The organism is Lacticaseibacillus mingshuiensis (assembly GCF_016861785.1).
Taxonomy (GTDB): domain Bacteria; phylum Bacillota; class Bacilli; order Lactobacillales; family Lactobacillaceae; genus Lacticaseibacillus; species Lacticaseibacillus mingshuiensis.
On the sequence record NZ_BOLS01000001.1, the window covers coordinates 96,005 to 118,929 of the forward strand.

Genomic DNA, 22,925 nt, shown 5'->3' on the forward strand with positions numbered 1-22,925 from the left:
GTGCCGCTTACAACGAAAGTGAGCTTTAAGACCGCGAACTTTGCGGGCTCAAAGTTGCTTGTCCGCTCTACTCCGGTCGCCAGCGAATTTTCGGCCGGAGCCCACCCGGGGGCCAACACCTCCAGGCACCGTCGATTTTCCAGCAAAATTGGCGCAACGGGCGGATACATAGTAAACTGGAACCAACTACAACGGAATTTTGGTGAGTAAAATGGGATCTGACACCATCTATGCGGTGATCGATCTAGAAACAACCGGCACGTCGATCGAAGACGGCGACCGCATCATTCAATTTGGCTGTGCGCTCTTGCAGCGCGGCAAGATCATCCAGACCGTCTCGCAGCTGATCAACCCCGAGCGTTCCGTGCCCGAGGCGATTCAGCAGCTGACGGGCATCCGGCCCGCGGACCTGACCGCGGCGCCGTATTTTGATGACGTTGCCAGCACCATCAGTGGCCTGCTGGAAGGCACCGTGATCGTTGCACACAACATCAATTTCGATTATCCATTCCTCAGCGCCGCCTTGGCCGAGGTGGGGGAGCCTGTGCTGACCCAGCCAGGCATCGACACTGTTGAATTGGCGCAGATCCTCCTGCCAACGCAGGCCAGTTTTCGCTTGAGCGACCTGACCTCCGTGCTTGCGATTCGCCATGACAATCCGCATCGTGCGGACAGCGATGCGATCAGCACGGCGAAGTTATTGCTGGCGCTCGCCGATCGGTTTCGGGCGCTGCCAACTGTCACCCAGCGGCATTTGGCGCAACTGGGGAAAAATCTGTTGCGCGATACTGGTGACTTTCTGGCTAGCTTGGTGCAGCCGTTGCGCCCGCTGGCTCATGATCAACGCCAAGTCGGCCCGTTTATTTTGCGCCAGTCCGCCCAGCCGGTGGCGACGGGCGTTTCCGCGACCGATTTTCCGTTGACGGATCGGGCGAAAAAAGCAGTGCTCATGCCGACATTGCGGTTTCGCAAGGGGCAGGCGGAGATGATGGATGCCATCTATCAAAATGTCTGCGGACCGCGCCAGCCGCTGATGATCGAAGCCGGCACGGGTTTGGGCAAGTCGCTGGGCTATCTGTTGCCGTACGCGTTTTTGACGGATGCCGCGCAGCAGGTCGTCGTTGCCACCTCGACCAATGTGTTGCAGGCCCAGTTGGTGAACGAAACGATTCCGCTGTTGGGGCAACTGTTGCAGCACCCAGTCTCGGCCGTATTGCTGAAAAGTCCGCGCCATTATCTGGACCTTGCGAAGTTTGACGCGACGCTGGCGGTGCGCGAGCCCAATCGGTTGACGCGTCTGCTTCAAATGAAATTGATCGTTTGGTTGACTGAGACCACGACCGGCGATCTGGATGAGCTGCATCTGACAAATTATCGCGCCCCGCTGTTTGCGCAGGTGCGCTCGACAGGGGAGCCGCTGCCGGCCAATGATCCGTATCGCAGTGTTGATTTTTATGGCCAGGTTCAGCACGCCCTGGCGTCTGCGCAGGTGATCGTGACCAACCATGCCTATTTGGCGCGGCACAGCGATCTGCTTGCCAGCCACGGCCGGCCATACCTGGTCGTGGATGAGGCGCAACATTTTGCCGATCAAACGGCGGCGGCTTTTTCTCAAAAAATCGATCTGCGTCGGCTGCACCAACTGCTGGGTAGCGTGTTGGCCACGATCGATCATGGCGGCACGCGGCGAGATCTGACCCAGATCTTTGCGGATGACGCGCTGATGCGGTATCAGCTGAGCAGTTTCCAGACGTTGGTGCGCGCGGCCAGCGAGTTGGTGGAAGACCTTCAGCAGACCCTCTACCATCATTTCGACCTCGGACGCAGTCAAACGCCTGGGTTCATTCAGGTGCCGCTTCATGCAGACGAGGTGTCCTGGCTGCTGGATCATCTCAAGCAGCCGCTGGGCAAACTGCAAAATCAGCTTGCAGGGATCCTCACAGGGGGCGCGGCGCTTGGGGCTGGGTTTCAGGCTGAGCCAGACCGGTTTTTGGTCGGTGATGCGCCGGCGTTTCAGGCGCTGGATGGGTTGTTGGAACGGTTGGGTGAGCAGGCCGAGGCGATCACGAGCCTGGATCCGGCGGCGATGCGGGCCGGAGAAGACGGCGTGGTGTGTCTGACATTGCTCAATCGCAGCGATGTGTCCAGCCTGCAGATCACATGGGACCTATTTTTCGCGGGACATCAGATTCAGGCGCTGCTGAGTCATTTCACGGCGCCGGTCTTTGTGGGGGCGACGTTGCGCGTCGACCGCAATTTCCAGTACTTGACGGCCCAGCTCGGCTATTCGCAACTTGACGGCTCGCAGGAATTTGTTTTCCGCAGTCCGTTTCATTACCACCAGCAGGCCCAGCTATTTGTCGCCGATGACGCGCCACAGCCTCAGCCGACTCAGCAAAATGAATTGGCGGATTATTACGCCAAGGCCATCAGCCAGCTCGCGGATGACGACCACCAGACGATCGTGCTGTTCACGTCGCTTGCGATGATCAAAAGTGTGTACATCCGCTTATTGCATCAGCCGGTCGCCAGGCGCAAGGAACTGCTGGCCCAGGGCGTCACTGGCTCCGCGGAAAAAATCGCCAAGCGGTTTGCCATCGCGGATAACAGTTTGCTGCTGGGCGCGGCGAGTTTCTTTGAGGGCATCGATTATCCGGATCGTCAGCTGGAGCGCGTAATCTTGACTCACCTGCCATTTGATGTGCCGGATGATCCGGTGGTCAAGGCGCGGGGGGCGCAACTACAGGCAGCGGGCCGCTCACCATTTGAGGCGGACAGCCTGCCGCGCGCGACGCTCAGACTGCGCCAAAGTTTTGGCCGGCTCATTCGCACGGAAACCGATCGCGGGGTCTTCATCGTGCTGGATCCGCGGCTGTTGTCGACTGCTTATGGGACGCGCATGTTGAAGGCACTGCCCGCGGTGCGGCCGCTGACCTTACCGACCGCCCAGATCGGGGCCTATGCGCGCTCCTGGCTGGAACATCGCCCAATGACAAAAAAGGAGGCATCTCATGCGTCAAGCACGTCGTCCGACATGGCATAAAACCGCCTGGATCGCAGGCATCATTGTCCTTGCTGCGATCATCTTCGCCATTTTCTATCGCGCGACTTCCCCGATTCGCCAAGTCCGCAGCGAAGCGGAATCCATTGCCGCCAAGCAGGCAGGTGTCGCCGACCCGACGGCGTTTTACTGGGACCGCCAGCGCGAATCGTATCTGACGGTCGGCGGCAAGCAAAAAGATGGCCAAGCGGTCTATGTCGTGATTCGGCAAAAGACGGGGAAGGTCACTGTTTTGCCGACGAACACCGGCATCTCGGCGGCCAAGGCCAAGGCCCAAGCCACCGCAACCTTTTCGCCGAAGAAGATCGTCAATGTGGGGCTGTCAAAAAGAGGAAAGAAATTTGTTTGGGATGTTGGCTACCAGCTGAAGTCTGGTAAACTGGGGTACGTGACGTATGCCTTCAGCGACGGTGAGCAATTGCAATCCATCCGCGGGCTGTAGTCAATCGAGCGTGAAGAAGGCATGTGTGTGCAGGTAGCAAAAAAGATCGCGGCGATCACGCCAAGCGCAACACTGGCTGTTGCGGCGCAGACAAAGGCCATGAAGGCGCAGGGCCAGGCCGTTTTTGACCTGTCGATCGGCCAGCCGGATTTTCCCACCCCGGCGTTTATCGATGCGGCGGCGAAGACGGCCATCGATGCAAACCAGGCCAGTTTTTACCTGCCTGCCACGGGCTTGCCGGCGTTGAAAAAGGCGATCGCGACGCATCTTGCAACGCGCGGTGGGGCGACGTATGACCCAACGCAGATCGTCGTGACGACCGGCGCCAAGTTTGCGCTGTACAGCCTGTTTTCGGTGTTGCTTGAGCCGGGAGATGAGGTGCTGGTGCCGATACCAGCCTGGGTCTCTTACATCGAGCAGATCAAACTGGCAGGCGGCCGGCCGATCCTGGTGCCGAGTGCGGCGACGTTCAAGGTGACGCCGGCGCAGCTGGAAGCGCAGCGCGGGCCGGCCACCAAGGCGGTGATCATCAACTCGCCGCAAAATCCGACCGGCGCCGTTTATTCGCGGGCCGAGCTTCAGGCGATCGGCGACTGGGCCGTGGCCCATGGGGTGCTGCTGATCGCGGATGACATTTACCGCGACCTGATCTATCACGACGTCGCGTACACTTCACTGACAGAACTCTCGCCGGAGACCGTCGCCAACACCGTGTTGATCTCAGGGGTCTCGAAGTCGTATGCGATGACCGGCTGGCGCATCGGGTTTGCGGCGGGGCCGCGCAAGTTGATGCAGGCGATGGCGACCTTCATCGGCCACACCACCGGCAACGCGACGGCGGTGGCCCAATATGCCGCGCTGGCCGCGTATACAGGCGACGATCGAACCGTTTTTCAAATGTGCGATGCTTTTGAAAAACGGCTGGATCTCGTCTGGCCACGGCTCAGTCAGCTGTCAGGCTTTCAGCTGGAGGAAAAACCACAAGGCGCATTTTACCTGTTTCCGCGCGCGATCGAAGCCGCGCAGATGACCGGCTTTTCCACGGTGGACGACTTTGCGGCGGCGCTGTTGGCGAAAACAGGGGTGGCGGTGGTGCCGGGCCGCGCGTTTGGCATGCCGGACCACCTGCGCATCAGCTATGCGGCAAGCGAGGCGACACTCAAGGCCGCGCTTGATCGCATGCAAGCATTTATGAAAAAATATAGGTAAGGGGATCAGATCCAATGACAGAAATCATTCGCATCAAAGACGCAAAAGACCATGTTGACGAGGTTGTCCAGATCAATGGCTGGCTGACCGACAAACGGTCTTCTGGCAAGATCGCATTTTTACAGCTGCGCGATGGCTCGGCTTACTTCCAAGGCGTGGTCGTGAAAAGTGCCGTCAGCGAGGAAGTCTTTGAGACCGCCAAAACGCTGCGCCAGGAAACGAGCCTGAGCATCACCGGGACCATTCATGAGGACACGCGCAGCCACTTCGGTTATGAGATCGAAGTACAGGATCTGAAAGTGGTCGGCGATTCCGGCGACTACCCGATCACCCCTAAGGAACACGGCATCGAATTTTTGCTCGATCATCGTCATCTGTGGCTGCGGTCCAGCCGGCAATTTGCCATCCAGCAGATTCGCAACGAAATGATCCGGACGACATATGAATTCTTCAATCAAGAAGGCTTCATCAAGATGGACAGTCCGATTCTGACCGGTTCCGCTCCGGAAGGCACCACCGAGTTGTTCCAGACCAAGTATTTTGATGAAAAGGCTTATCTGAGCCAATCCGGCCAGCTGTATGCTGAAGCCGGCGCGATGGCGTATGGCAAGGTCTTCACATTTGGCCCAGTCTTTCGTGCGGAGAAGTCGAAAACGCGGCGCCATCTGACCGAATTTTGGATGATCGAGCCCGAGATGGCCTTCACCCATCAGGAAGAGAGTCTGCAGGTTCAAGAGCGCTACATCGCCACGTTGGTGCAAAATGTGATCGACCATTGCTCGTATGAATTGACCCTGCTGGATCGCGATATCGATCAGCTGCGCAAATACACCCAGCTGCCATATCCGCGCATTCGTTATGACAAGGCAATTGAAATGCTTCAGGCGGCGGATTTTGACGTCAAATGGGGCGATGATTTTGGCTCGCCGGAAGAGACCTATCTGTCCGATCAATTCGAGCAGCCGGTCTTTGTCCTGAACTATCCAAAAGCCATCAAGCCTTTTTACATGTTGCCAGAAGAAGGCCGCGATGATACTTATGTCTGCGCCGACATGCTGGCACCAGAGGGCTACGGCGAGATCATCGGTGGGTCCGAGCGTGAATGGGACTACGACAAGCTTCAGGCTGCAATCGAAGCGAAGGGCCTGGATATGAACGAATACGGCTGGTATCTGGATCTGCGCAAGTATGGCAGTGTGCCGCATGCCGGTTTTGGCCTTGGCCTTGAGCGCGCGATCACGTGGATCTGCCACCTCGATCATTTGCGCGAAGCGATTCCGTTCCCGCGGATGCTCAACCGCCTCAAGCCGTGATCGCATCACGCACGAAGCGGAGGTGGGGCAAATTGTTTTGTCCCATTTCCAACAGCAAAAGCTGGGCGCAGGCTCAGCTTTTTTGTCAAAAAATTTGAGGAGGACTGGCCATGAACAATGAGTTGAATGCCTATTTGGCAGCTGGTCAGGTGGCGTTGTCAAATGCGCTTTTCAGCGGCTTTGCGACAAGTGATCTGACCCAACATGAGCTGATCGTCTACCTGTTTTTGACGCAATGGGCCAGCCAGCATGATGAGGCACCGGAACTCGATACGTTCGCCCAAAGCATGAAACTCGCGAAAAACGAGACCTACAACGTGATCGCCAGCTTGATCAAAAAAGGGGCGGTGCAGTTGGTCAGTCGCCAAGATGAGGCGGGCCGCGCCGTCGATCAGTACGATGTGACCCCGCTGCTGGCAAAGTTGTTGACCGCGCCGACCGCGCAGCCGGCCACCGTTCAGGCCCTCAATGCCGGGCGGCAGATCTTCAATGAGATCGAGGTCGAATTCGGCCGGCCACTTTCGCCAATTGAGCAACAGACGATCAGCGATTGGCTGAATGTGGATCATTACGAGCCGGCCGTGATCAGTTTGGCGCTGCGCGAGGCGGTGCTCAATCAGGCGTATTCGCTGCGCTACATGGATCGCATTTTGATCAACTGGGAGCGCCGCCACCTGACAACTGCCGCGCAGGTCCAGGCAGATCTGAAGCGGCAAAAAAACGGACTCTAACGGAGGCATGAAATGGCAAAAATGACGGTGGCGCAGGCCCGTACATTGATGGGACTGGTGTTGAAGCTGTATCCAGATGCGCAGCCCACCCTGAATGCCGAGTCGCCATTTCAGATTCTGGTTGCAGTGATGCTCTCGGCCCAAACGACGGATGTGGCGGTCAACGCCTGCACACCGGCGCTGTTTCAGGCGTATCCGACCCCAGCGGCCATGGCGGCGGCCACGCCGGCTGCGCTTGAAGCCTACATCGACCGGCTCGGGTTGTACCACAATAAGGCCAAGTACTTGCAAGCGCTGAGTGCCGCGCTTGTGGATCAGTTTGGCGGCGTGGTGCCGCAGACTTATGCGGAATTGACCCAATTGCCAGGTGTCGGGCGGAAAACAGCGACCGTGGTGCGCACCGATGCATTCGGCGTGCCGGGTATCGCCGTCGATACCCATGTCAGCCGCATCATCAAAGGCTTTGGGCTGGTGCCTCAGCGCGCCACGCCCACGCAGATTCAGGCCTATTTGGAACATTTGATGCCACCGGATACCTGGATCAATTTGCATCGCGCGCTGATCAGACTCGGCCGCGAGTGGCTGTCGGCGCGCCGCCCCGAGCTGCCGCCGGGCGCAGACTGGCAAGCATTTGCCGACTATTATCGACCGCTACAAAGGAGAGCAACCAATGAGTGATGAGATCGTTCCTTCCGCACGTCACGCGGCCCGCGAAAGTTGGGCGCAGTACTTCATGAAATTGGCGACCACCGTGGCTGCCCGGTCCACTTGTGAACGGGCAACGGTCGGCGCTGTTTTGGTCCAGGACCATCGCATTATCGCGACCGGCTACAATGGCAGTATCTCCGGTGACCCGCACTGCGATGAGGCGGGGCATTTGATGCGCGATGGGCACTGCATTCGCACGCTGCATGCGGAAATGAATGCGATCTTGCAGTGCGCCTTGAATGGGGTATCCACGCGCGGGGCAAGTGTTTATGTCACGTATTATCCTTGCCTGAATTGCACTAAGGCGCTGATTCAATCCGGCGTGAAGGCGATCTATTACGCGCATGACTACCACAACGACCCATACGCGGTGGCGCTGCTCAACAGCCATGCCATCAAGGTCGTCAAGGTGGCAATGCCGGAAGACTGATCGCGGGTCAGTTTGGGCTTCTCTGGTTGACGATGAGAACGGGAGGTCGGCGTCAGTGCCGGCCTTTTTTCGTGGAATCGATCAAGGCGGCGCCGCGGCCGCAAAAAAGATCCGGCAAGCGCGTTTCATGTCTGCGCTTGCCGGATCTATTGACCTAAAGCTATTTTGTTTACGCGAGGTCAGTCGCCGGGTGGGGTACCTTCGTCGGTGTTTTGGCCATCGTTGGTCCCACTACTACTGCTCGAGGTGACGCTGGAACTACTGCTTTCAGTCTCCGTGCCGCCGCCATCGTCTGTTCCAGGGGCCGTCTCGTTGTCAGTCCCAGAGGCGCTCGATGAGGAACTTTCTTCCGTCTCGGAATCGGAGGTTTCGTCCGGCTTTTCGCGACTGCTCGAGGAGCTGGACTTTTCAGAAGACGAGGATGAAGAGGAGGAGGAACTGCTGCTTTCCTTTTCGGTCTTGACCGTGGTCTGCGTGGTCGGGCCGTAGCCGCGGACATACAGCTCGCGGGTCGTGTTGGCGGTGTTGCCGGTGACGGCGGTGCCAGGGTTGGAGCCGCGTAAAATATGTTCGACCAGGACCGAATCGGGCTTCGTCCAATCCTCATTTTTGAGGTCTTGCGTCTCAATATCGTAAGTCATCAAAGCTTTATAGATCTGCTGGGAAATGGTCTGCTGGGAATAATTTAACCCAGCCTCTGTCGCCTTATCGTAGCCGGTCCAAACAGAGATCACACGCTGGCGGGTGTAGCCGGTGAACCAGGCGTCTTTGGCGATGCCTGTCTGGTTGAGGGCCGGGTTGGCGGCCAGTTCGGCTTCGCTGTAATCCGTGGTCCCAGTCTTGCCGGCCTGGTAGAGCCCACTGATCGCCGCGGAAGTCGCGGTGCCACTGCCACTGAACACGCCCTTGAGCATGTCTGTGATCATGTACGCTGTGCTGGATTTCATGGCGCGACTACCATTGGCAGTAAAATCAACCGTGGTCCCATCCGGTTTCACGACTTTGCGGATATAGGTCGGCTCGTAATACGTTCCACCGTTGGCAAAAGCCCCATATGCGGCGGCTTCTTCCTCAGTTGTCACTGAGGCGCCGATCGCGCTTGAGCCATACTGCTCGTCTTTTGGCAGATCGATGCCGAGGCCCTTGAGGAAGTTGACGGCTTTGGACATGCCGACTTCTTCTAGCGTGCGCACAGCCGGGACGTTGCGGGACTGAACCAGCGCCGCGCGCATCGACATCATGCCAAGATAGGTGCGGTCCCAGTCGTAAAGCTGGGTGCTTGTGCCAGGATAGATGTACTTGCTGTCATCGAGCTGCTGGTAGGTGGAATAATTCAGATATTCGATCGCGGGGCCATATGCCATCAGTGGCTTCATGGTCGAGCCGTTGCTGCGGGTGTTGCGAGTCGCGCGGTTGAAGCCGAGCCGGACATCCCCAGTTTTGCGGCCGCCGATCTGGGCGATCACATTCCCGGTGTTTGGATCGGTCATGGTGACGGCCACCTGCATCTTATTATCAGGGAAGGTGACGTAATCATCCGAATTGACGATCTCATACAACCGCTTTTGCGCCTTCATATTTAAATTGGTGTAGATCTTCAGGCCATCCGTGTAAGGATTGGCATTCATCTTTTTCTTCACTTCGGCGATGACTTCCGTTAAATAGGAATCGATCACCTTGTCCGTTTCGGTCTCATTTTTCGCGGCGGTCTGCTTGACCAGGCCATCCGTGATCGGCGTGGCCGTGGCCGTCGCCGCTTGCGCCTTGGTGATCTTCTTGTCGCGCAGCATCGCCGCAAGCACGGCATCGCGGCGGGTCTTTGCGGCTTCTGGATGCTCGTAGGGGTCATAGCCGACCGGCGACTGCGGCATCCCGGCGATCAGCGCGGTCTGCGCCAGCGTCAGCTGCTTGAGGTCCTTGCCATAATAGTACTTGGCGCCGGTGGCCATTCCGTACTGACCATTATCCATGTAGACCTTATTGATATAGAATTCCAAGATCTGATCCTTGGAGTAGGTCCGCTCGACTTGCATCGCGAGCCAGGCTTCCTGCGCCTTGCGCCGGAATGTCTGATCCGAGGCCTTGGTGGAAAAGACGGACAGTTTGACTAATTGCTGGGTGAGGGTCGATCCCCCTTCAAGCCCGGAGCCATTGCCCGTGAGCTTGCCGACCACGTTGTTCAGCGCCGCGCCACCGATTCGAATTGGGTCGATGCCGAATTTTTCCTGGTAAAAACGCCGGTCTTCGATCGACACCACGGCCTGTTTCAACTGAGTCGGAATATTATTCGCGCTGACGTAGACGGTATTTTTTGTGCCCAGGGTCGCGAATTCTTTATTGTCGGCGGCGTAAAGAATGGCGCTACTCCCGTCGATCAAGTCGGCCTTGGTCAGTGTTGGGGCGTCTTTTGCATAATAAGCAAAAAGTCCGACGCCCGCTGCCACCGCGGCTAAAAACAAAATGACCAGCCACTTCAAGACGGATAGGAACCGGTTGCGTTTTTTCTTCGGCTTGGTTGGCCGCTGGCGACGCTTGGCCATGCGTGATGGCGCAGATTGATTAGCCATGTTGGTGGGACCTCTTTTCAATAAGTTGATCGACAGCGCCTAAATACGGAATCAGCGGCTGCAGGGCAGGGTGGATCTCAAACCCATTGGCCTCGATCTCCATCAGCGGAATCGACTTGCGCCCGTCATCTTGCGCCGCTCGCCAGTATTCCAGCAGGGCAGACGCGGGATAAACGAAGAGGCGCTTGAGCGTGACAAAGCGAATCAGGGCAAAGCAGATGCCGTCTTGCGCGAGGCACGCTTTGAAATGCGCGACTTGATGCGGGTGAAAATTCTTGAGCGGAAAACTCTGCTTGTTCTTCGTTTCCTTGGCGTCAAAATCGAGATAATACCCTTTATAAACGCCATTATAATCTGTGGTCGACGGGGTCTTAAAATAGGCCTCGCGAATCACAGCTTGGCTGCGCTGGGGGTAATCGACTTTGACGATCTGAATCGGTGTCGGCTTTTTGTGGACCACCGCCAGCCCTGCCTGCAAGTAATAGGCATTGCTGTCGTTGAGTTCCTCTTCAAGCGTCATGCCGCGGCCGCCGTATGTGGTCGCGGCCGGGCGCGTGGTTTGCACGCCGCCTTGGTATGGCTTACCATTAGGGTAATGGATGGGCATAAGATCACACTCCTACCGCTATTATAGCAATTCAGCGCGCTTGCGCCTAATCAGGCCGTTGCGTCAATTTTTCGAAAAGGAGGGCCAGCAAAATGGGCAAACGCCTATGGGTCACAGGGTATCGCAGCTGGGAGCTCAATGTGTATGGACCCCACGACCCAAAACTTGCGGTGCTTAAATATATGTTAAAAAGCCATTTGCAGACCTTCCTGGATGACGGCGGCGAATGGGTCATCACAGGCGGTGAAATGGGCATCGAGCAATGCGGCGCCAGCGTTGCGCTTGCCTTAAAGCCGGCGTGGCCTTCGCTCAAGGTGGCGGTGATGGTGCCATTTGCGGATTTTGGCAATCGCTGGAACGAGGATAATCAGGCGGCGCTGGCGACCCTGCGCCAACAGGTGGATTTTTCTGCCTCGACCTCAAGCGGGCCATACAAGCAACCTGCGCAGCTTTCCGGCTACACTCGGTTTATGGTCCAGCACACGGATCAGGCGCTGATCGTCTATGATCCGGAGTTTGAGGGCAAATCCAAGTTTGCCTATGAGGCGGCTGTCGCGGAAGGCAAAAGGCGGGACTATCCGATCGACCTGGTGACCATGCCGGATCTGGAAGAGGATGCCAGAAATTATGGGGAGCAGCAAGCGGCGCGGCAGGATGAATAATAGGTAGAGCGAGTTTCGGTGGGGCAGAGTTGGGATAGCCGCACTAGCTGTCCACCCCTAATCGCTCGGCTACGCACCCTGACAAACTTGTCATTCTCAACGGGCAAATTATATGTTACAATCAATCTATCCTGTGCTTTAGATCAACGAGGTGTTTCCTTATGGATAGCAATACAAACAGCAACGCGACCGGTTTTTCCATCCTCTATAGCCCCAAGGACATTCTGGATAAGCACTTCAAAAACAAGGTCCGCGGTTATGATCAAGATGAGGTCGATGAGTATCTCGACGGCATCATCAAGGACTATGAGAGTTTCACCGCCGAGATCGACCGGTTGAATGAAGAGAACGCGCGGCTGTTCAGTCGTGTTGATGAGTTGACCAAACAGCTCAACGTCTCTAAGAGTGTTGCGGCTCAAACGCCGCAACAGCCGACAGCGAACGTGACGAACTACGATATCTTGAAGCGCTTGAGTAACCTTGAGCGCCACGTGTTCGGCAGTAAGCTTTCTGATGGCGGCCAAAGCAATAACGCCGATAGCAACAATGGCGGCGGGATCGACCAATATTAAACCAATTTGTAAATCTCGAGTGATCGCGGTCTGCATCTGCAGGCTGAGGAAAGTCCATGCCCGCACAAGCTGAAATGCTTGTAGTGTTCGTGCCAGGCCCAATAAGCCTGGGCACCCAGTAATGGGTGACGGCAGTCGATGGCGCTAAGGGTGTAACTATGTGCCGATCGACTCTAAGGTGCCACAGTGACGATACGTAGCTGGAAACGACTACGGTGGAACGGGTAAACCCCGCGAGCGAGTAACCCAAACTTTTGGTAGGGGCGCTATGCCATGGGAATCAAACCAACGGCAAAGCAGCGGTAACGCTGAGATAGATGATCACTGAAGGGACGTCTGCCTGAAGGCGTTCTGGAACAAAACATGGCTTATAGAGATTTACAAACAGGCACAGCTCGGGGCGACCCGGGCTGTTTTTTTGAACTAGGACCCGGCGACGCATGAATGACGCCGGTTAAAAATCATTTTCCAAGCATCAGCGATTCCGCGAGCCTGTTTTCGTGAACCCGCCCGGACGTTGTAGTGCCAGCAGTTGTTTCATTTCACTTTTGGCTTTTATAAAAAGGAGTACTTCCATGCAATTTCATCTTCTCGCCACCATGGCGGCCGGGCTCGAGAGCCTGACCACCAAAGAGCTGCAAGACCTGGGCTACAAGACCCGCACCGAAAATGGCAAAGTCTACTTCGACGGCGATGAATCGGCGATCGCCACGGCCAACATCTGGCTGCGGACAGCGGATCGCATCAAGATCGTAGTCGGCCAGTTCCAGGCACTGTCGTTTGACGACCTGTTTGAAGGCGTCAAGGCCTTGCCATGGGATCAATATTTGCCGATGGATGCCGCATTTCCGGTGGCTGGCCGGGCCGTGCGCTCCAAGTTGCACTCCGAGCCCGATGCGCAGGCGATCACGAAAAAAGCAATCGTTGAAAAGTTAGCAGGCGTGTACCATCGCCGCGGCCGCTTGCCAGAAACGGGGGATCTGTACCCGCTGGAGGTGTCGATCTTAAATGATGTGGCGACGCTGACGATCGATACAACCGGCGACAGTTTGTTCAAGCGCGGCTATCGTATCGCAAAAGGGGACGCGCCGTTGAAGGAAAACTTTGCGGCCGCGTTAGTCATGTTGACGAATTGGCACCCCGACATGCCGTTTTATGATCCGACCACGGGTTCTGGGACCATTCCGATCGAAGCCGCGCTGATCGGCCACAACATCGCGCCTGGTTTGCAGCGGCATTTTACCTTTGAGCATTTCTTCTTTATGCAGCCGCAAATTCTAGCGGACGCCAAAGACGCCGCGATGGATCAGGCGGATTTTGACCGCGAGCTCGACATTCTTGGCGCTGACCTGGACCAAAATATGATCGAGACTGCCCGCGTCAATGCCAAGCAGGCTGGGCTGCTGCACAGTATTCAGTTCAAGCAGCTGGCGGTCAAGGATTTCCGCACCGACAAACCCCGCGGCGTGATCGTTTCCAACCCGCCATACGGGAAGCGGCTGAATGACCTGGCCGCCGCCCGCCGGCTGTACAAGGAAATGGGTGACGTTTACCGGCCATTGACCGGTTGGAGCAAGTATATCCTGACCGCTGATCTGGAATTTGAAAAATCATTTGGGCAACGGGCCACCAAGCGGCGCAAACTCTATAATGGGGCGATGCGCACGGATTATTTCCAGTATTGGGCCACAACCCGATAAAACTACCAGCGTTCCGCACTCGAGGCGGAACGCTTTTTTTCGACATTAAATTGGGCTATAATGGCGAAAAAGGAGGCCACTATGAAAATCCTAACATTGTTCGCATTGCCAGAAGGTGGGCGCCAGACGCTGGAAAAGGCCGGCGTCACTGTGCTCGATGAGGCGCAGTATGACCCGAGTCAAGCCGGGTCCATCGACGCGATTCTCGGCTGGAACGACACCGGCCGTGCGCTGATCGAAGGGCCAAACCAGGTGCAATTCATCCAGACCATGTCCGCCGGCGTCGACTACTTGCCGTTGAAGGCGTTGGCGGCACAGCATATTCTGGTGGCCAACACGGCAGGCATTCACGCGGTGCCGATCGCCGAAAGCGTCACCGGGATGATGTTGGCGTTTGCCCGCGGCCTGTATCCGCTGGCAACGCAGTGGGAGACGACTGACCGCGACAGGATGTGGACCGCCGCAGGAAAAAAAGCCGTCGTGTTTGGCACCGGCCACATCGGGCAAGCCATCGCGCAGCATTTGGATGCACTTGGCATGTCGGTCAATGGCGTTAGTCGCCATGGCGAGCCAAAGCCCGGTTTCGCCCAGGTCGCAACGACGGATAACGGCCGCGCCCTTTGCCAAAACGCGCAGGTGATCGTCAACGTGATGCCGCTGACGCCGGCGACGCATCATTATTTTGATCATTCCTTTTTCGCCCATCTGACCAGCCAGCCGCTATTCATCAATGTCGGCCGTGGCCCCTCTGTGGATACGGCGGCCTTGATCGAGGCGCTTGAGAACCACTGGCTGAGCGGCGCGGCGCTTGACGTTTTTGAGCAGGAGCCGCTGCCGGCGGATTCGAGCCTGTGGACGCGGCCTGATGTGTTGGTCACACCGCATTTGTCGGGCACGGTTGAACAATTGCGCCAGCAAGTCTTCAATATTTTTTGGCCAAATCTTCAACAGCTGATGGCGACGGGGACTTTAAGAAAAAATCAAGTGGATCTGGCTGCGGGGTATTGATGCAATTTTGTCCCGGAACGGTTATACTGAAAATGTAATCGGTTTCAGCAAACAAAAGGAGGTCCTGCTCATGGCGCAACGCACCACTGAGATCATCAGCTTACTGGAGGATGCTTTACTGACAAAAAGGCCGGTCAAGATTCACACGATCGACCGCAAGCAATTGCACGGGATCATTTCCGGCATCACCCCAGGGCTGGTCAAACCCTATCAGGAGCGAAGCACGGTCACCGTTGCCACCGACAAAGGCGATAAGCGTGTGCAGGAATATGCCATCACCAAGATCGCTTGGGCGTGACATCAAAACTAAATAGCAAGAAGGCGCAGGGCGAGATCAAAGCCCTGCGTTTTCTTTTGTCGATCCGCATAAATGTTAAGTTTTTCGTAAGCGTTCACAATGCCGTGATAACAGTGTTCTTTGGCAAAACGAAGCCGTTGACAAAAAGTAAGTATCTGACTATACTGATCCCGTTAACTCGATTGCAGGTGTGGGCCTTGCTAACCCATTGATCTCCTGTCCAATTCCTTCGGTGGTCCTGCCGGCCGAGTCCGGTTGCCGAACGATCGTAGCTTTCCCTTGAGTCTCATGGGGCCTGTCTCACCAGCGCGCCGGCACGTGTCTGGCGATTCGGGTATAAGCGTTAACAACGGATACCATTTTCATCTGGTGTTCAAAATGGGTCGGATGGATCACCGTGTGTGCGTGCAGTGGAGTAACGAACACACGGTACATAGGGCGCGGCTCCCATCCCCGCGCAGACAGCGGCACGTTCGTAACTGAAAAATTTAAAATGGGGCCTCTCGAGGCCTCTTTAGTGTGTCTTGAGACGCCAACTGACGATTTTTGCCGGTTGGCTTTTTTTTCGCGACGAAAAAATCTTTCTATGACAAAAGAGTCGGGGCGGCCAAAAATTCGAGACAAATGACTCAGTTCTACTTTCGAATAGCTGCCCACCGAAAGATTCAGAATAGCAAAAGGAACTGGGCCAAAACTTTTTGTTTTGGCCCAGTTCCTGTATGGTGCACTAATGTTACTGCAGTGTCGTGGGCCAAATGTCCGGGTCCGAGCAGCTAAGGTCCCAATCACCTGGACCAAAGTTCGGACCTGGCGCTTGGAACACTTACCTGTCGGACCCAAGAGCGACATTTGTCCCACTTCCAGTTGGCGTGACTCGTTTATGCCCTGGTCAACAAGGCGATCAGATCTTCCTTTGGCACCCCGGTAAAGTAAGCGTTCGTATCGACATCATTGAGCGCTTCAGTGAGGTGCGCCGTGTCGTAAACGGTGCCGATCAAAGTCTGGGCCAGCTCGTCCGCATTTTTCGCGCCAAAGAAGTCGCCGAAGAAATGGAGGTCGGTGATCTTGCCTTCGTTGGTGGTCAGCCGCGCGTCGATGGTGCCCATGTCAAAATGCTGGCGCTTCTGCTGAGTGTAGGCGGGGGATTGGCCATAGACCCAATCCCAATTGCTGTAGACCTCGTTGTAGATGCGATCGATCGCTGCCTGGTCTTCTGGCGTGATCTGGTATTCGCGGTCCTTGATCGCATCCAGCGAGTCCACGTCAAACAGGCGCTTCAGAAGGATGTCGCGGAATTCCGGCACGGTGAGATCCTGGTACTGCGGATCCAAGTACGGACGCAGGTTGGTCACCCGGCTGCGCACGCTTTGAATGCCCTTGCTGGCGATCTTGTCGGCTGGCACGTTGAGCACCTTGGGCACAACGCTCATGTCGACATCAAGCATCAGGGTGCCATGGGAAAAAGTCTTCCCGTTTCGCGTATACATCGCGTTGCCGGAAAACTTTTTTCCATCGACCAAAATATCGTTGCGGCCGGAGACTTCTGCCGTGGTGGCGCCCATGCTGTGGAGCGCATCGACGATCGGCTGGGTGAAGCTCTTGAAGTCGCCAAAATCACTGGCGTTGGCATCGACCACAAAGGAAAAGCAGAGATTGCCAAGGTCATGATAGACCGCGCCACCGCCGGAAAGCCGCCGGGTCACAACGATATCATGCGCGTCGATGTAGTCTTGATTGAGTTCCTCCGCGGTATTTTGATTGCGGCCGACGATGACACTAGGGCCTTCATAGTAAAAAAGAAGCAGCGGGGCATCAAACGAGCGATTGTTCATCAAATACTGCTCAGTAGCCAGGTTCATCCGAATATCATGGGATTTCATCACGACATAGTACATGGTTTTTGCCTCCTAGGTGAGATGGGAACAATTTTATTGTAAGCGTTTCATACGGGTTTGGCTAGTCTTGAGGATCCGTCGGTTTGGGCGGCCTCCCGCTCGGCTTCGAACCTTCGATTCAGTTGGGCGCCACCGAGCAGGGGTGGGACATGTAGCTGTCCTGGTCACTCGGTGGCAAGGTGCGCCACCAAGCGCCCAGGCCGAACTACCTGCCCACCCTAAACGCTCGGCTTCGCACCCTCACCCTTTTATAACGACACTATGAATAAGAACGCGTTTGGATTAGAATAATAGGGTAGTTAAATTCCGGTGAGAACCGGCAGGAGGAGTGATCATATGGCGGACACAACACCGCGCGTACAAGATGACCTTTATGAAGCCGTGAACGGCGAATGGGCGAAGACAGCCGAGATACCGGCAGACAAGCCGTCGACAGGTGGTTTCCAGGACCTGGCAGACGAAGTGGAAAAGAAATTGCTGGCGGATTTTGATACCGTCGCCGCTGATAGCAGCAAGGCCCCAGATGCCTTTTTTGCCCAGGCCGTGACTCTGTATCAGATCGCCAAGGACTATGACAAGCGCGATGCGGAAGGCATTCAGCCCGCATTGGACCGTTTGGCTGAATTGGAGGCCGTGACCGATTTTGCCAGCTTCAACGACAAAGCGGCGCAGCTTGACGCGGACTTATTCCCGCTGCCATTCAACACTGGCGTTGACCCGGATATGAAGAACACCAAGATCAACCGCGTTGAATTGGTCGGCCCGGGCACGATTTTGCCTGACACGACTTACTATGCAGCAGACAACGAGCAGGGCAAAAAGCTCCTGGCCGTTTGGCGCGACATGGCGGAAAAAGTCATCGCGATGACCGATCTCGATGAAGCTGAGCAAAAGGCGACCATCGAAGACGCCTTGGCGTTTGATGCGGCGATCGCGACGCACGTTAAGAGTTCTGAAGAATGGGCTGACTATCCGAAGGGCTACAACCCGCAGTCCCTTGAAGAAGTCGACGCGCAGTTTGGTGACTTCGACTTTGCGGGCTATGCCAAGGCCGCGTTCCCGGCGGTGCCAGACACGATCATCGTGGGCGATCCGCGTTTCTTGAAGGAATTCACCCAGTTGTTTGATGCCGCACACTTCACCCAGTACAAGCACTGGGCTTACATCAATGAGCTGTTGTCTTTGACCGGCTACCTCAGTGAAGACCTGCGTCAACTTGGCGGGACATTTGGCCGCACGCTTTCTGGTTTGCCGGAAGCGCCAAGTCAGGCCAAGGCTGCATATCGCTTGGCCAACCGCTTCTTTTCCGAACCGATCGGCATCTACTACGGCCGGACCTATTTTGGCGAAGCCGCGAAAGCCGATGTCACCAAGCTGGTCAAAGAGATGATCGCGACGTACAAGCGCCGTCTGAGCAATTCCAGCTGGCTGTCGCAATCGACCAAGGAAAAGGCCGTGGTGAAGCTCGACACGATGGTCCTCAAGATGGGCTATCCGGACAAGGCCAATGAAGTCTATGACCGCCTGCATGTTGATGCGGACGCAAACTTGCTGACGAACGTGATCGCGCTGAGCAAGGCACGCCATGCATTCAATGTTGAACAGCTCACCAAGCCAGTCGACCGCAACACTTGGAACATGCCTGGGCATTTGGTGAACGCGTCCTATGACCCGTCCCGCAATGACATCACGTTCCCAGCGGCGATCTTGCAGGCGCCATTCTATTCACTCGAGCAATCCGCGAGCCAGAACCTCGGCGGCATCGGCGCGGTCATTGCCCATGAGATCTCGCATGGCTTTGACAACAACGGCGCGCAGTTTGACGAGTTCGGCAACATGGTCAACTGGTGGCAGCCGGCCGATTACGACCACTTCAAGGAACTGACCCAGCAAATGATCGACGAGTTTGAGGGCCAAGAAACGGAAGCGGGTAAGGTCAACGGCAAGCTTGTTGTATCCGAAAATATTGCGGATGCTGGTGGCCTCGCTGCGGCGCTTGAAACGGCGCAAAATCTGCCAGACACCGACCTGCATGCCTTCTTCCTCAACTGGGGGGAGATCTGGCGGCAAAAGGCGCGCATTCCGTACCAGCAGCTCCTGCTGTCTGTCGATGTGCACGCCCCGGCGAAGTTGCGCGCCAACATTCAGCCGCGTAACTTGGATGAATGGTACACCACGTTTGACGTTCAGCCAGGCGACGGCATGTACATCGCACCGGAAAAACGCGTCCATATCTGGTAATTGCGCGAAGAAGCCTGACTCGGGCACCCTGAGTCAGGCTTTTTTTGCGCAAAAAAAGGACCGCCGCCGCAAGCCACATCACTGTGTTTACGCGCCAGTCCCCCTATTTTTAGATTCGGAAACCCTTAATCAAACTTGTAATCGTCATCGCTCATCGCCTCGACTTCGCCCAGACGATAGCCGTTGCCCACCTGCGAGAAGAAATCATGGTTGGCGGTCGACGTCGAGATCCCGTTCATCACGATCGGATTCACATCCGCCGCGGTGTCTGGGAAAAGTGGGTCCTGACCGAGATTCATCAACGCCTTGTTCGCATTGTAGCGCAGGAACGTCAACACTTCCTCCGTCCAATCCGTCTTGGCGTACAGGTCATGGGTGTAGCCTTCCTCGTTGCTATAAAGATCGTAGACCAGATCGTACATCCAGTCCTTGAGCTTATCCTGCTCGTCTTGCGGCAGTTCGTTGAACCCGAGCTGGAATTTGTAGCCGATGTACGTGCCATGAACACTTTCATCACGGATGATCAGTTTGATGATCTCGGCGACGTTGGTCAATTTGTTGTTGCCGAGGTAATAAAGTGGGGTGAAGAACCCGGAGTAAAACAGGAACGTCTCAAGAAAGACGGACGCGATCTTTTTTTCCAGTGGGCTGCCGGTCTGATAAATATCGTTGATGCGGTTGGCCTTGTATTGCAGATGCTCGTTGGAGTTGGTCCAGTCAAAGATCTCATCGATCTCGCTGGGCGTGTTCAGCGTGGAAAAAATGGTGGAGTAGGACTTCGCGTGGACGCTTTCCATGAACTGAATGTTGTTCAGCACCGCGCGTTCCTGTTGGGTGCGGATGTTGTCCATCAAGCTGCGCATCCCGTCTTGACTCTGCAGGGTGTCCAGCAGGGTGAGGCCGCCGAAGACATGGCCGACCACCCATTGCTCGTCCTTGGTCAGGCTGCGCCAGTCATCCAAGTCGTTGGAAACGGGAATTCGCGTATCCAGCCAAAATTGTTCCGTTAATTTTTCCCAGGTCGCCTTGTCGATCTGGTCTTCGATCGCGTTCCAGTTGATCGCGATATAATTCTCTGCCATGTTCGGACTCCTTTTTCTATGTATGGCGCCGCCCCCAAATGAGAGGTGGCGCCGCGGCTAGTCGCAGTTCCAATCTAGCTCACCCGTGTGTCGTGGGCCAAATGTCAGGGCCTGAGCCGCTCAGGTCGTATCACCCGGTCCAAAATGCGGACCTGGCGCTTGCAACACTGACCTGTCGGACCCAGGCGCGACATTTGTCCACTTCTCATTAGATCGAGCAGGATTCGCAAGCGTTTGAGCCGATCTCCTCTTGATCATCCGTGTACGTGCGGATGTAATAGATCGACTTGATGCCCTTGTGATGCGCATAGTTGCGCAAAATATTGAGATCGCGCGTGGTCATCTTGGTGGTGCGCCCGTCTTTCCACGGGTACAAGCCAGCCGGAATGGTCGAGCGCATGAAGAAGGTGAGGGACATGCTTTGGTCAACATGCTGCTGCGCGGCTGCGTAGACATCGATCTCTTTGCGCATGTCGATGTCATAGGCACTTTGGTAATATTTCATATTATCGTTGGCGAGACCCGGCGCCGGGTAGTAGATCGTGCCGATCTTCTTTTCCTGGCGATCCTCGATGCGGTTAACGATCGGCTGAAGCGACGCAGAGGTGTCGTTGATGTAGCTGATCGAGCCGTTCGGGGCAACGGCCAGTCGGTTTTGATGATACAGGCCAGTCGCCATCACGTCATCGCGAAGGGCCGCCCAGTCTGCCTGTGTCGGAATGTGGATGTCCTTGAACAGCCCTAGGACCTTGGCAGTTTTTGGTGCCCACGCCTCATCGATATATTTATCAAAATAGGAGCCGTCCGCATATTTGCTGGCTTCGAAATTATGAAAGACTTGGCCGCGTTCCTTGGCGATTTTGTTGGAGGCCTTCAAGGTGTAGTAATTCAATAGAAGGAAATAAATATTCGTGAAGTCCAGCGCTTCTTCATCCCCGTAATACATGTGGTTCAGCGCAAAATAGGTGTGCAGTCCCATGGCCCCGAGCCCGATGGAATGGGCGAGCTCATTGCCATGCTGCACGGACGGCACGACATCGATGTTGGAGTGATCGGTGACATAGGTGAGGGCGCGGACCATCGCCTCGACGCTTTGACCGAAGTCTGGGCTGGTCATCAAGTTCGGAATATTGGTGGACCCCAGGTTGCAGGAGACATCGCTACCCATGACATCGTATTCCTGCTTGTTATTGATAGCAGACGGTACCTGGACCTGCATGATCTCCGAGCACAGGTTACTCATGATGATCTTGCCGGCGATCGGGCTGGCATTGTTCGCCGTGTCAATATTCACAACGTAAGGATAGCCGGATTCCTGCTGAAGCTTTGAGATCTCGTTTTCCAGATCGCGCGCGCGAATCTTAGTCTTCTTGATCGCGGGATTGGCGACCATGTTGTCGTATTCCTTGGTGATGTCGACATACGAGAACGGCTCGCCGTATTCCCGCTCAACGCTTTGCGGGGAAAATAGATACATGTCGGCGTCTGCTTTGATCAACTCATAGAACTTGTCCGGGACGATCACCCCGAGGCTCAAGGTCTTCACCCGGTATTTTTCGTCGGCGTTTTCCTTTTTCGCGCCCAGGAAGCTGATGATGTCCGGGTGGAACACGTTCAGGTAAACGACCCCGGCGCCTTGGCGTTGACCGAGCTGGTTGGAATAGGAAAAACTGTCTTCCAGCAGCTTCATCACAGGCAATACGCCACTTGCGGCGCCGTCGATGCCCTTGATTGGGGCGCCGGCTTCACGCAGGTTGGACAAGGTGAGGCCAACGCCGCCACCGATACGGGACAACTCAAGCGCCGAGTTGATCGCCCGGCCGATCGAGTTCATGTCGTCGGTGATCTGAAGCAGAAAACAGGAGACCAGCTCCCCGCGGCGTGCCCGGCCCGCATTCAAAAAGGACGGCGTGGCAGCCTGGTAGCGCTGGTGAATCATTTCATCCCCAAGCGCAAACGCCAGGTCTTCGTTGCCATCCGCAAAATACAGCGCGTTGGCAAACACGCGGTCGGTGAAGTCTTCCAGGTAATACGCATTATCATCTGTTTTCAGCGCGTACTGGGCATAAAACTTGTAGGCGGCCATGAAGGACTTGAAGTGAAAATCCTGGGCATGCAAATGATCGTTGAGCTTGGTCATGAATGCCAGCGAATACTTGTCCAGCATCGCTTTTTCATAGTAATCATGCGTGGTCAGGTAATCCAGCCGGTCCTTGAGCGTGGGGAACTGGACCGTGTTTGGCTGGACATTTTCCTTGAGAAATGCGGCCAGCGCCTCTTTGTCCTTGTTCAACGGAATCTGGCCATTGACCGGGATGTTGATCTCGTTGTTCAGCGCGTAATAGGTGACTTCCTCGGGCTTGAGGGTCTTGAGAGATGGTTTAGCAGAAACTGTCATG

The 22,925-nt window shown here is 55.9% G+C and carries 18 protein-coding genes and 1 other RNA gene; 14 read left to right on the forward strand and 5 right to left on the reverse strand.

The window, feature by feature from the left end; all coding sequences use genetic code 11:
- Positions 1-211: 211 nt before the first annotated feature.
- From JUE67_RS00485 to JUE67_RS00515, 7 genes are all read left to right on the forward strand, one after another.
- Positions 212-3,043, forward strand: a complete 2,832-nt coding sequence (locus JUE67_RS00485) for a helicase C-terminal domain-containing protein (RefSeq protein WP_203625692.1) — start codon at positions 212-214, stop codon at positions 3,041-3,043.
- Positions 3,012-3,503 carry a cell wall elongation regulator TseB-like domain-containing protein gene (locus tag JUE67_RS00490; RefSeq protein WP_203625693.1) on the forward strand — a complete coding sequence of 164 codons (492 nt, stop codon included), beginning with the start codon at positions 3,012-3,014 and terminating at the stop codon, positions 3,501-3,503. The genes JUE67_RS00485 and JUE67_RS00490 overlap by 32 nt, the downstream gene beginning before the upstream one ends.
- Before the next feature lie 27 nt (positions 3,504-3,530).
- On the forward strand, positions 3,531-4,712 hold the full coding sequence (locus JUE67_RS00495) for a pyridoxal phosphate-dependent aminotransferase (RefSeq protein WP_203625695.1): 1,182 nt from the start codon (positions 3,531-3,533) through the stop codon (positions 4,710-4,712).
- A 14-nt stretch (positions 4,713-4,726) separates the two neighbouring features.
- Positions 4,727-6,025: an asparagine--tRNA ligase gene (gene asnS, locus JUE67_RS00500; RefSeq protein WP_203625697.1), complete on the forward strand. Its 1,299-nt coding sequence runs from the start codon at positions 4,727-4,729 to the stop codon at positions 6,023-6,025.
- A gap of 110 nt (positions 6,026-6,135) precedes the next feature.
- Positions 6,136-6,756, forward strand: coding sequence for a DnaD domain-containing protein (locus tag JUE67_RS00505; protein WP_203625699.1), 621 nt, complete (start codon positions 6,136-6,138; stop codon positions 6,754-6,756).
- 21 nt (positions 6,757-6,777) lie between these two features.
- Complete coding sequence (locus JUE67_RS00510; protein WP_203626049.1) at positions 6,778-7,434, forward strand: endonuclease III domain-containing protein; 657 nt, start codon at positions 6,778-6,780, stop codon at positions 7,432-7,434.
- Positions 7,427-7,894: a deoxycytidylate deaminase gene (locus JUE67_RS00515; protein ID WP_203625701.1), complete on the forward strand. Its 468-nt coding sequence runs from the start codon at positions 7,427-7,429 to the stop codon at positions 7,892-7,894. Before JUE67_RS00510 ends, JUE67_RS00515 begins: the two co-directional genes overlap by 8 nt.
- A 179-nt stretch (positions 7,895-8,073) precedes the next feature.
- Here JUE67_RS00515 and JUE67_RS00520 read toward each other — a convergent pair whose 3' ends face one another.
- Together JUE67_RS00520 and recU are read right to left on the reverse strand one after the other, a co-directional pair.
- Positions 8,074-10,461: a PBP1A family penicillin-binding protein gene (locus JUE67_RS00520; RefSeq protein ID WP_203625703.1), complete on the reverse strand. Its 2,388-nt coding sequence runs from the start codon at positions 10,459-10,461 to the stop codon at positions 8,074-8,076.
- On the reverse strand, positions 10,454-11,068 hold the full coding sequence (gene recU / locus JUE67_RS00525) for a Holliday junction resolvase RecU (protein WP_203625705.1): 615 nt from the start codon (positions 11,066-11,068) through the stop codon (positions 10,454-10,456). The genes JUE67_RS00520 and recU overlap by 8 nt, the downstream gene beginning before the upstream one ends.
- 92 nt (positions 11,069-11,160) lie before the next feature.
- On the opposite strand from recU, the gene JUE67_RS00530 reads away from it, so the two are divergent.
- The 6 genes from JUE67_RS00530 to JUE67_RS00555 all read left to right on the forward strand — a co-directional run bounded on the left by JUE67_RS00530 (position 11,161) and on the right by JUE67_RS00555 (position 15,308).
- Positions 11,161-11,730 carry an SLOG family protein gene (locus JUE67_RS00530; RefSeq protein ID WP_203625707.1) on the forward strand — a complete coding sequence of 190 codons (570 nt, stop codon included), beginning with the start codon at positions 11,161-11,163 and terminating at the stop codon, positions 11,728-11,730.
- A 161-nt stretch (positions 11,731-11,891) separates the two neighbouring features.
- Positions 11,892-12,302: a cell division regulator GpsB gene (gene gpsB / locus JUE67_RS00535; protein WP_203625709.1), complete on the forward strand. Its 411-nt coding sequence runs from the start codon at positions 11,892-11,894 to the stop codon at positions 12,300-12,302.
- 11 nt (positions 12,303-12,313) lie between these two features.
- An RNA gene (gene rnpB / locus JUE67_RS00540) (RNase P RNA component class B) lies at positions 12,314-12,678 on the forward strand.
- Between the two features lie 199 nt (positions 12,679-12,877).
- Positions 12,878-14,002: a THUMP domain-containing class I SAM-dependent RNA methyltransferase gene (locus tag JUE67_RS00545; protein ID WP_203625711.1), complete on the forward strand. Its 1,125-nt coding sequence runs from the start codon at positions 12,878-12,880 to the stop codon at positions 14,000-14,002.
- A gap of 81 nt (positions 14,003-14,083) precedes the next feature.
- The gene (locus tag JUE67_RS00550) at positions 14,084-15,010 is read left to right on the forward strand and encodes an NAD(P)-dependent oxidoreductase (RefSeq protein ID WP_203625713.1); all 927 of its coding nucleotides are present in this window, start codon (positions 14,084-14,086) and stop codon (positions 15,008-15,010) included.
- Positions 15,011-15,080: 70 nt separating this feature from the next.
- Positions 15,081-15,308 carry a hypothetical protein gene (locus tag JUE67_RS00555; protein ID WP_125696464.1) on the forward strand — a complete coding sequence of 76 codons (228 nt, stop codon included), beginning with the start codon at positions 15,081-15,083 and terminating at the stop codon, positions 15,306-15,308.
- Between the two features lie 878 nt (positions 15,309-16,186).
- On the opposite strand, the gene lplA is transcribed toward JUE67_RS00555, so the two are convergent.
- Positions 16,187-17,203: a lipoate--protein ligase gene (gene lplA / locus JUE67_RS00560; protein WP_203625715.1), complete on the reverse strand. Its 1,017-nt coding sequence runs from the start codon at positions 17,201-17,203 to the stop codon at positions 16,187-16,189.
- Positions 17,204-17,539: 336 nt separating this feature from the next.
- On the opposite strand from lplA, the gene JUE67_RS00565 reads away from it, so the two are divergent.
- On the forward strand, positions 17,540-19,444 hold the full coding sequence (locus JUE67_RS00565; protein ID WP_203625717.1) for a M13 family metallopeptidase: 1,905 nt from the start codon (positions 17,540-17,542) through the stop codon (positions 19,442-19,444).
- A gap of 125 nt (positions 19,445-19,569) precedes the next feature.
- On the opposite strand, the gene nrdF is transcribed toward JUE67_RS00565, so the two are convergent.
- Both nrdF and nrdE read right to left on the reverse strand, forming a co-directional pair.
- Complete coding sequence (gene nrdF / locus JUE67_RS00570; RefSeq protein ID WP_203625719.1) at positions 19,570-20,526, reverse strand: class 1b ribonucleoside-diphosphate reductase subunit beta; 957 nt, start codon at positions 20,524-20,526, stop codon at positions 19,570-19,572.
- Positions 20,527-20,734: 208 nt separating this feature from the next.
- Positions 20,735-22,924 (reverse strand): class 1b ribonucleoside-diphosphate reductase subunit alpha, encoded by a 2,190-nt coding sequence (nrdE, locus tag JUE67_RS00575; RefSeq protein WP_203625721.1) that lies wholly within the window; start codon positions 22,922-22,924, stop codon positions 20,735-20,737.
- Position 22,925 lies beyond the last annotated feature (1 nt).

Bases quoted from the DNA above. Each gene is read 5' to 3' on its own strand.
- recU (WP_203625705.1), bottom strand. From the start codon at position 11,068: ATGCCCATCCATTACCCTAATGGTAAGCCATACCAAGGCGGCGTGCAA.
- JUE67_RS00555 (WP_125696464.1), top strand. From the start codon at position 15,081: ATGGCGCAACGCACCACTGAGATCATCAGCTTACTGGAGGATGCTTTA.
- JUE67_RS00505 (WP_203625699.1), top strand. From the start codon at position 6,136: ATGAACAATGAGTTGAATGCCTATTTGGCAGCTGGTCAGGTGGCGTTG.
- JUE67_RS00530 (WP_203625707.1), top strand. From the start codon at position 11,161: ATGGGCAAACGCCTATGGGTCACAGGGTATCGCAGCTGGGAGCTCAAT.
- JUE67_RS00545 (WP_203625711.1), top strand. From the start codon at position 12,878: ATGCAATTTCATCTTCTCGCCACCATGGCGGCCGGGCTCGAGAGCCTG.
- JUE67_RS00510 (WP_203626049.1), top strand. From the start codon at position 6,778: ATGACGGTGGCGCAGGCCCGTACATTGATGGGACTGGTGTTGAAGCTG.
- nrdE (WP_203625721.1), bottom strand. From the start codon at position 22,924: ATGACAGTTTCTGCTAAACCATCTCTCAAGACCCTCAAGCCCGAGGAA.
- gpsB (WP_203625709.1), top strand. From the start codon at position 11,892: ATGGATAGCAATACAAACAGCAACGCGACCGGTTTTTCCATCCTCTAT.
- JUE67_RS00515 (WP_203625701.1), top strand. From the start codon at position 7,427: ATGAGTGATGAGATCGTTCCTTCCGCACGTCACGCGGCCCGCGAAAGT.
- JUE67_RS00490 (WP_203625693.1), top strand. From the start codon at position 3,012: ATGCGTCAAGCACGTCGTCCGACATGGCATAAAACCGCCTGGATCGCA.
- JUE67_RS00485 (WP_203625692.1), top strand. From the start codon at position 212: ATGGGATCTGACACCATCTATGCGGTGATCGATCTAGAAACAACCGGC.
- asnS (WP_203625697.1), top strand. From the start codon at position 4,727: ATGACAGAAATCATTCGCATCAAAGACGCAAAAGACCATGTTGACGAG.
- lplA (WP_203625715.1), bottom strand. From the start codon at position 17,203: ATGTACTATGTCGTGATGAAATCCCATGATATTCGGATGAACCTGGCT.
- JUE67_RS00520 (WP_203625703.1), bottom strand. From the start codon at position 10,461: ATGGCTAATCAATCTGCGCCATCACGCATGGCCAAGCGTCGCCAGCGG.
- JUE67_RS00565 (WP_203625717.1), top strand. From the start codon at position 17,540: ATGGCGGACACAACACCGCGCGTACAAGATGACCTTTATGAAGCCGTG.
- nrdF (WP_203625719.1), bottom strand. From the start codon at position 20,526: ATGGCAGAGAATTATATCGCGATCAACTGGAACGCGATCGAAGACCAG.
- JUE67_RS00550 (WP_203625713.1), top strand. From the start codon at position 14,084: ATGAAAATCCTAACATTGTTCGCATTGCCAGAAGGTGGGCGCCAGACG.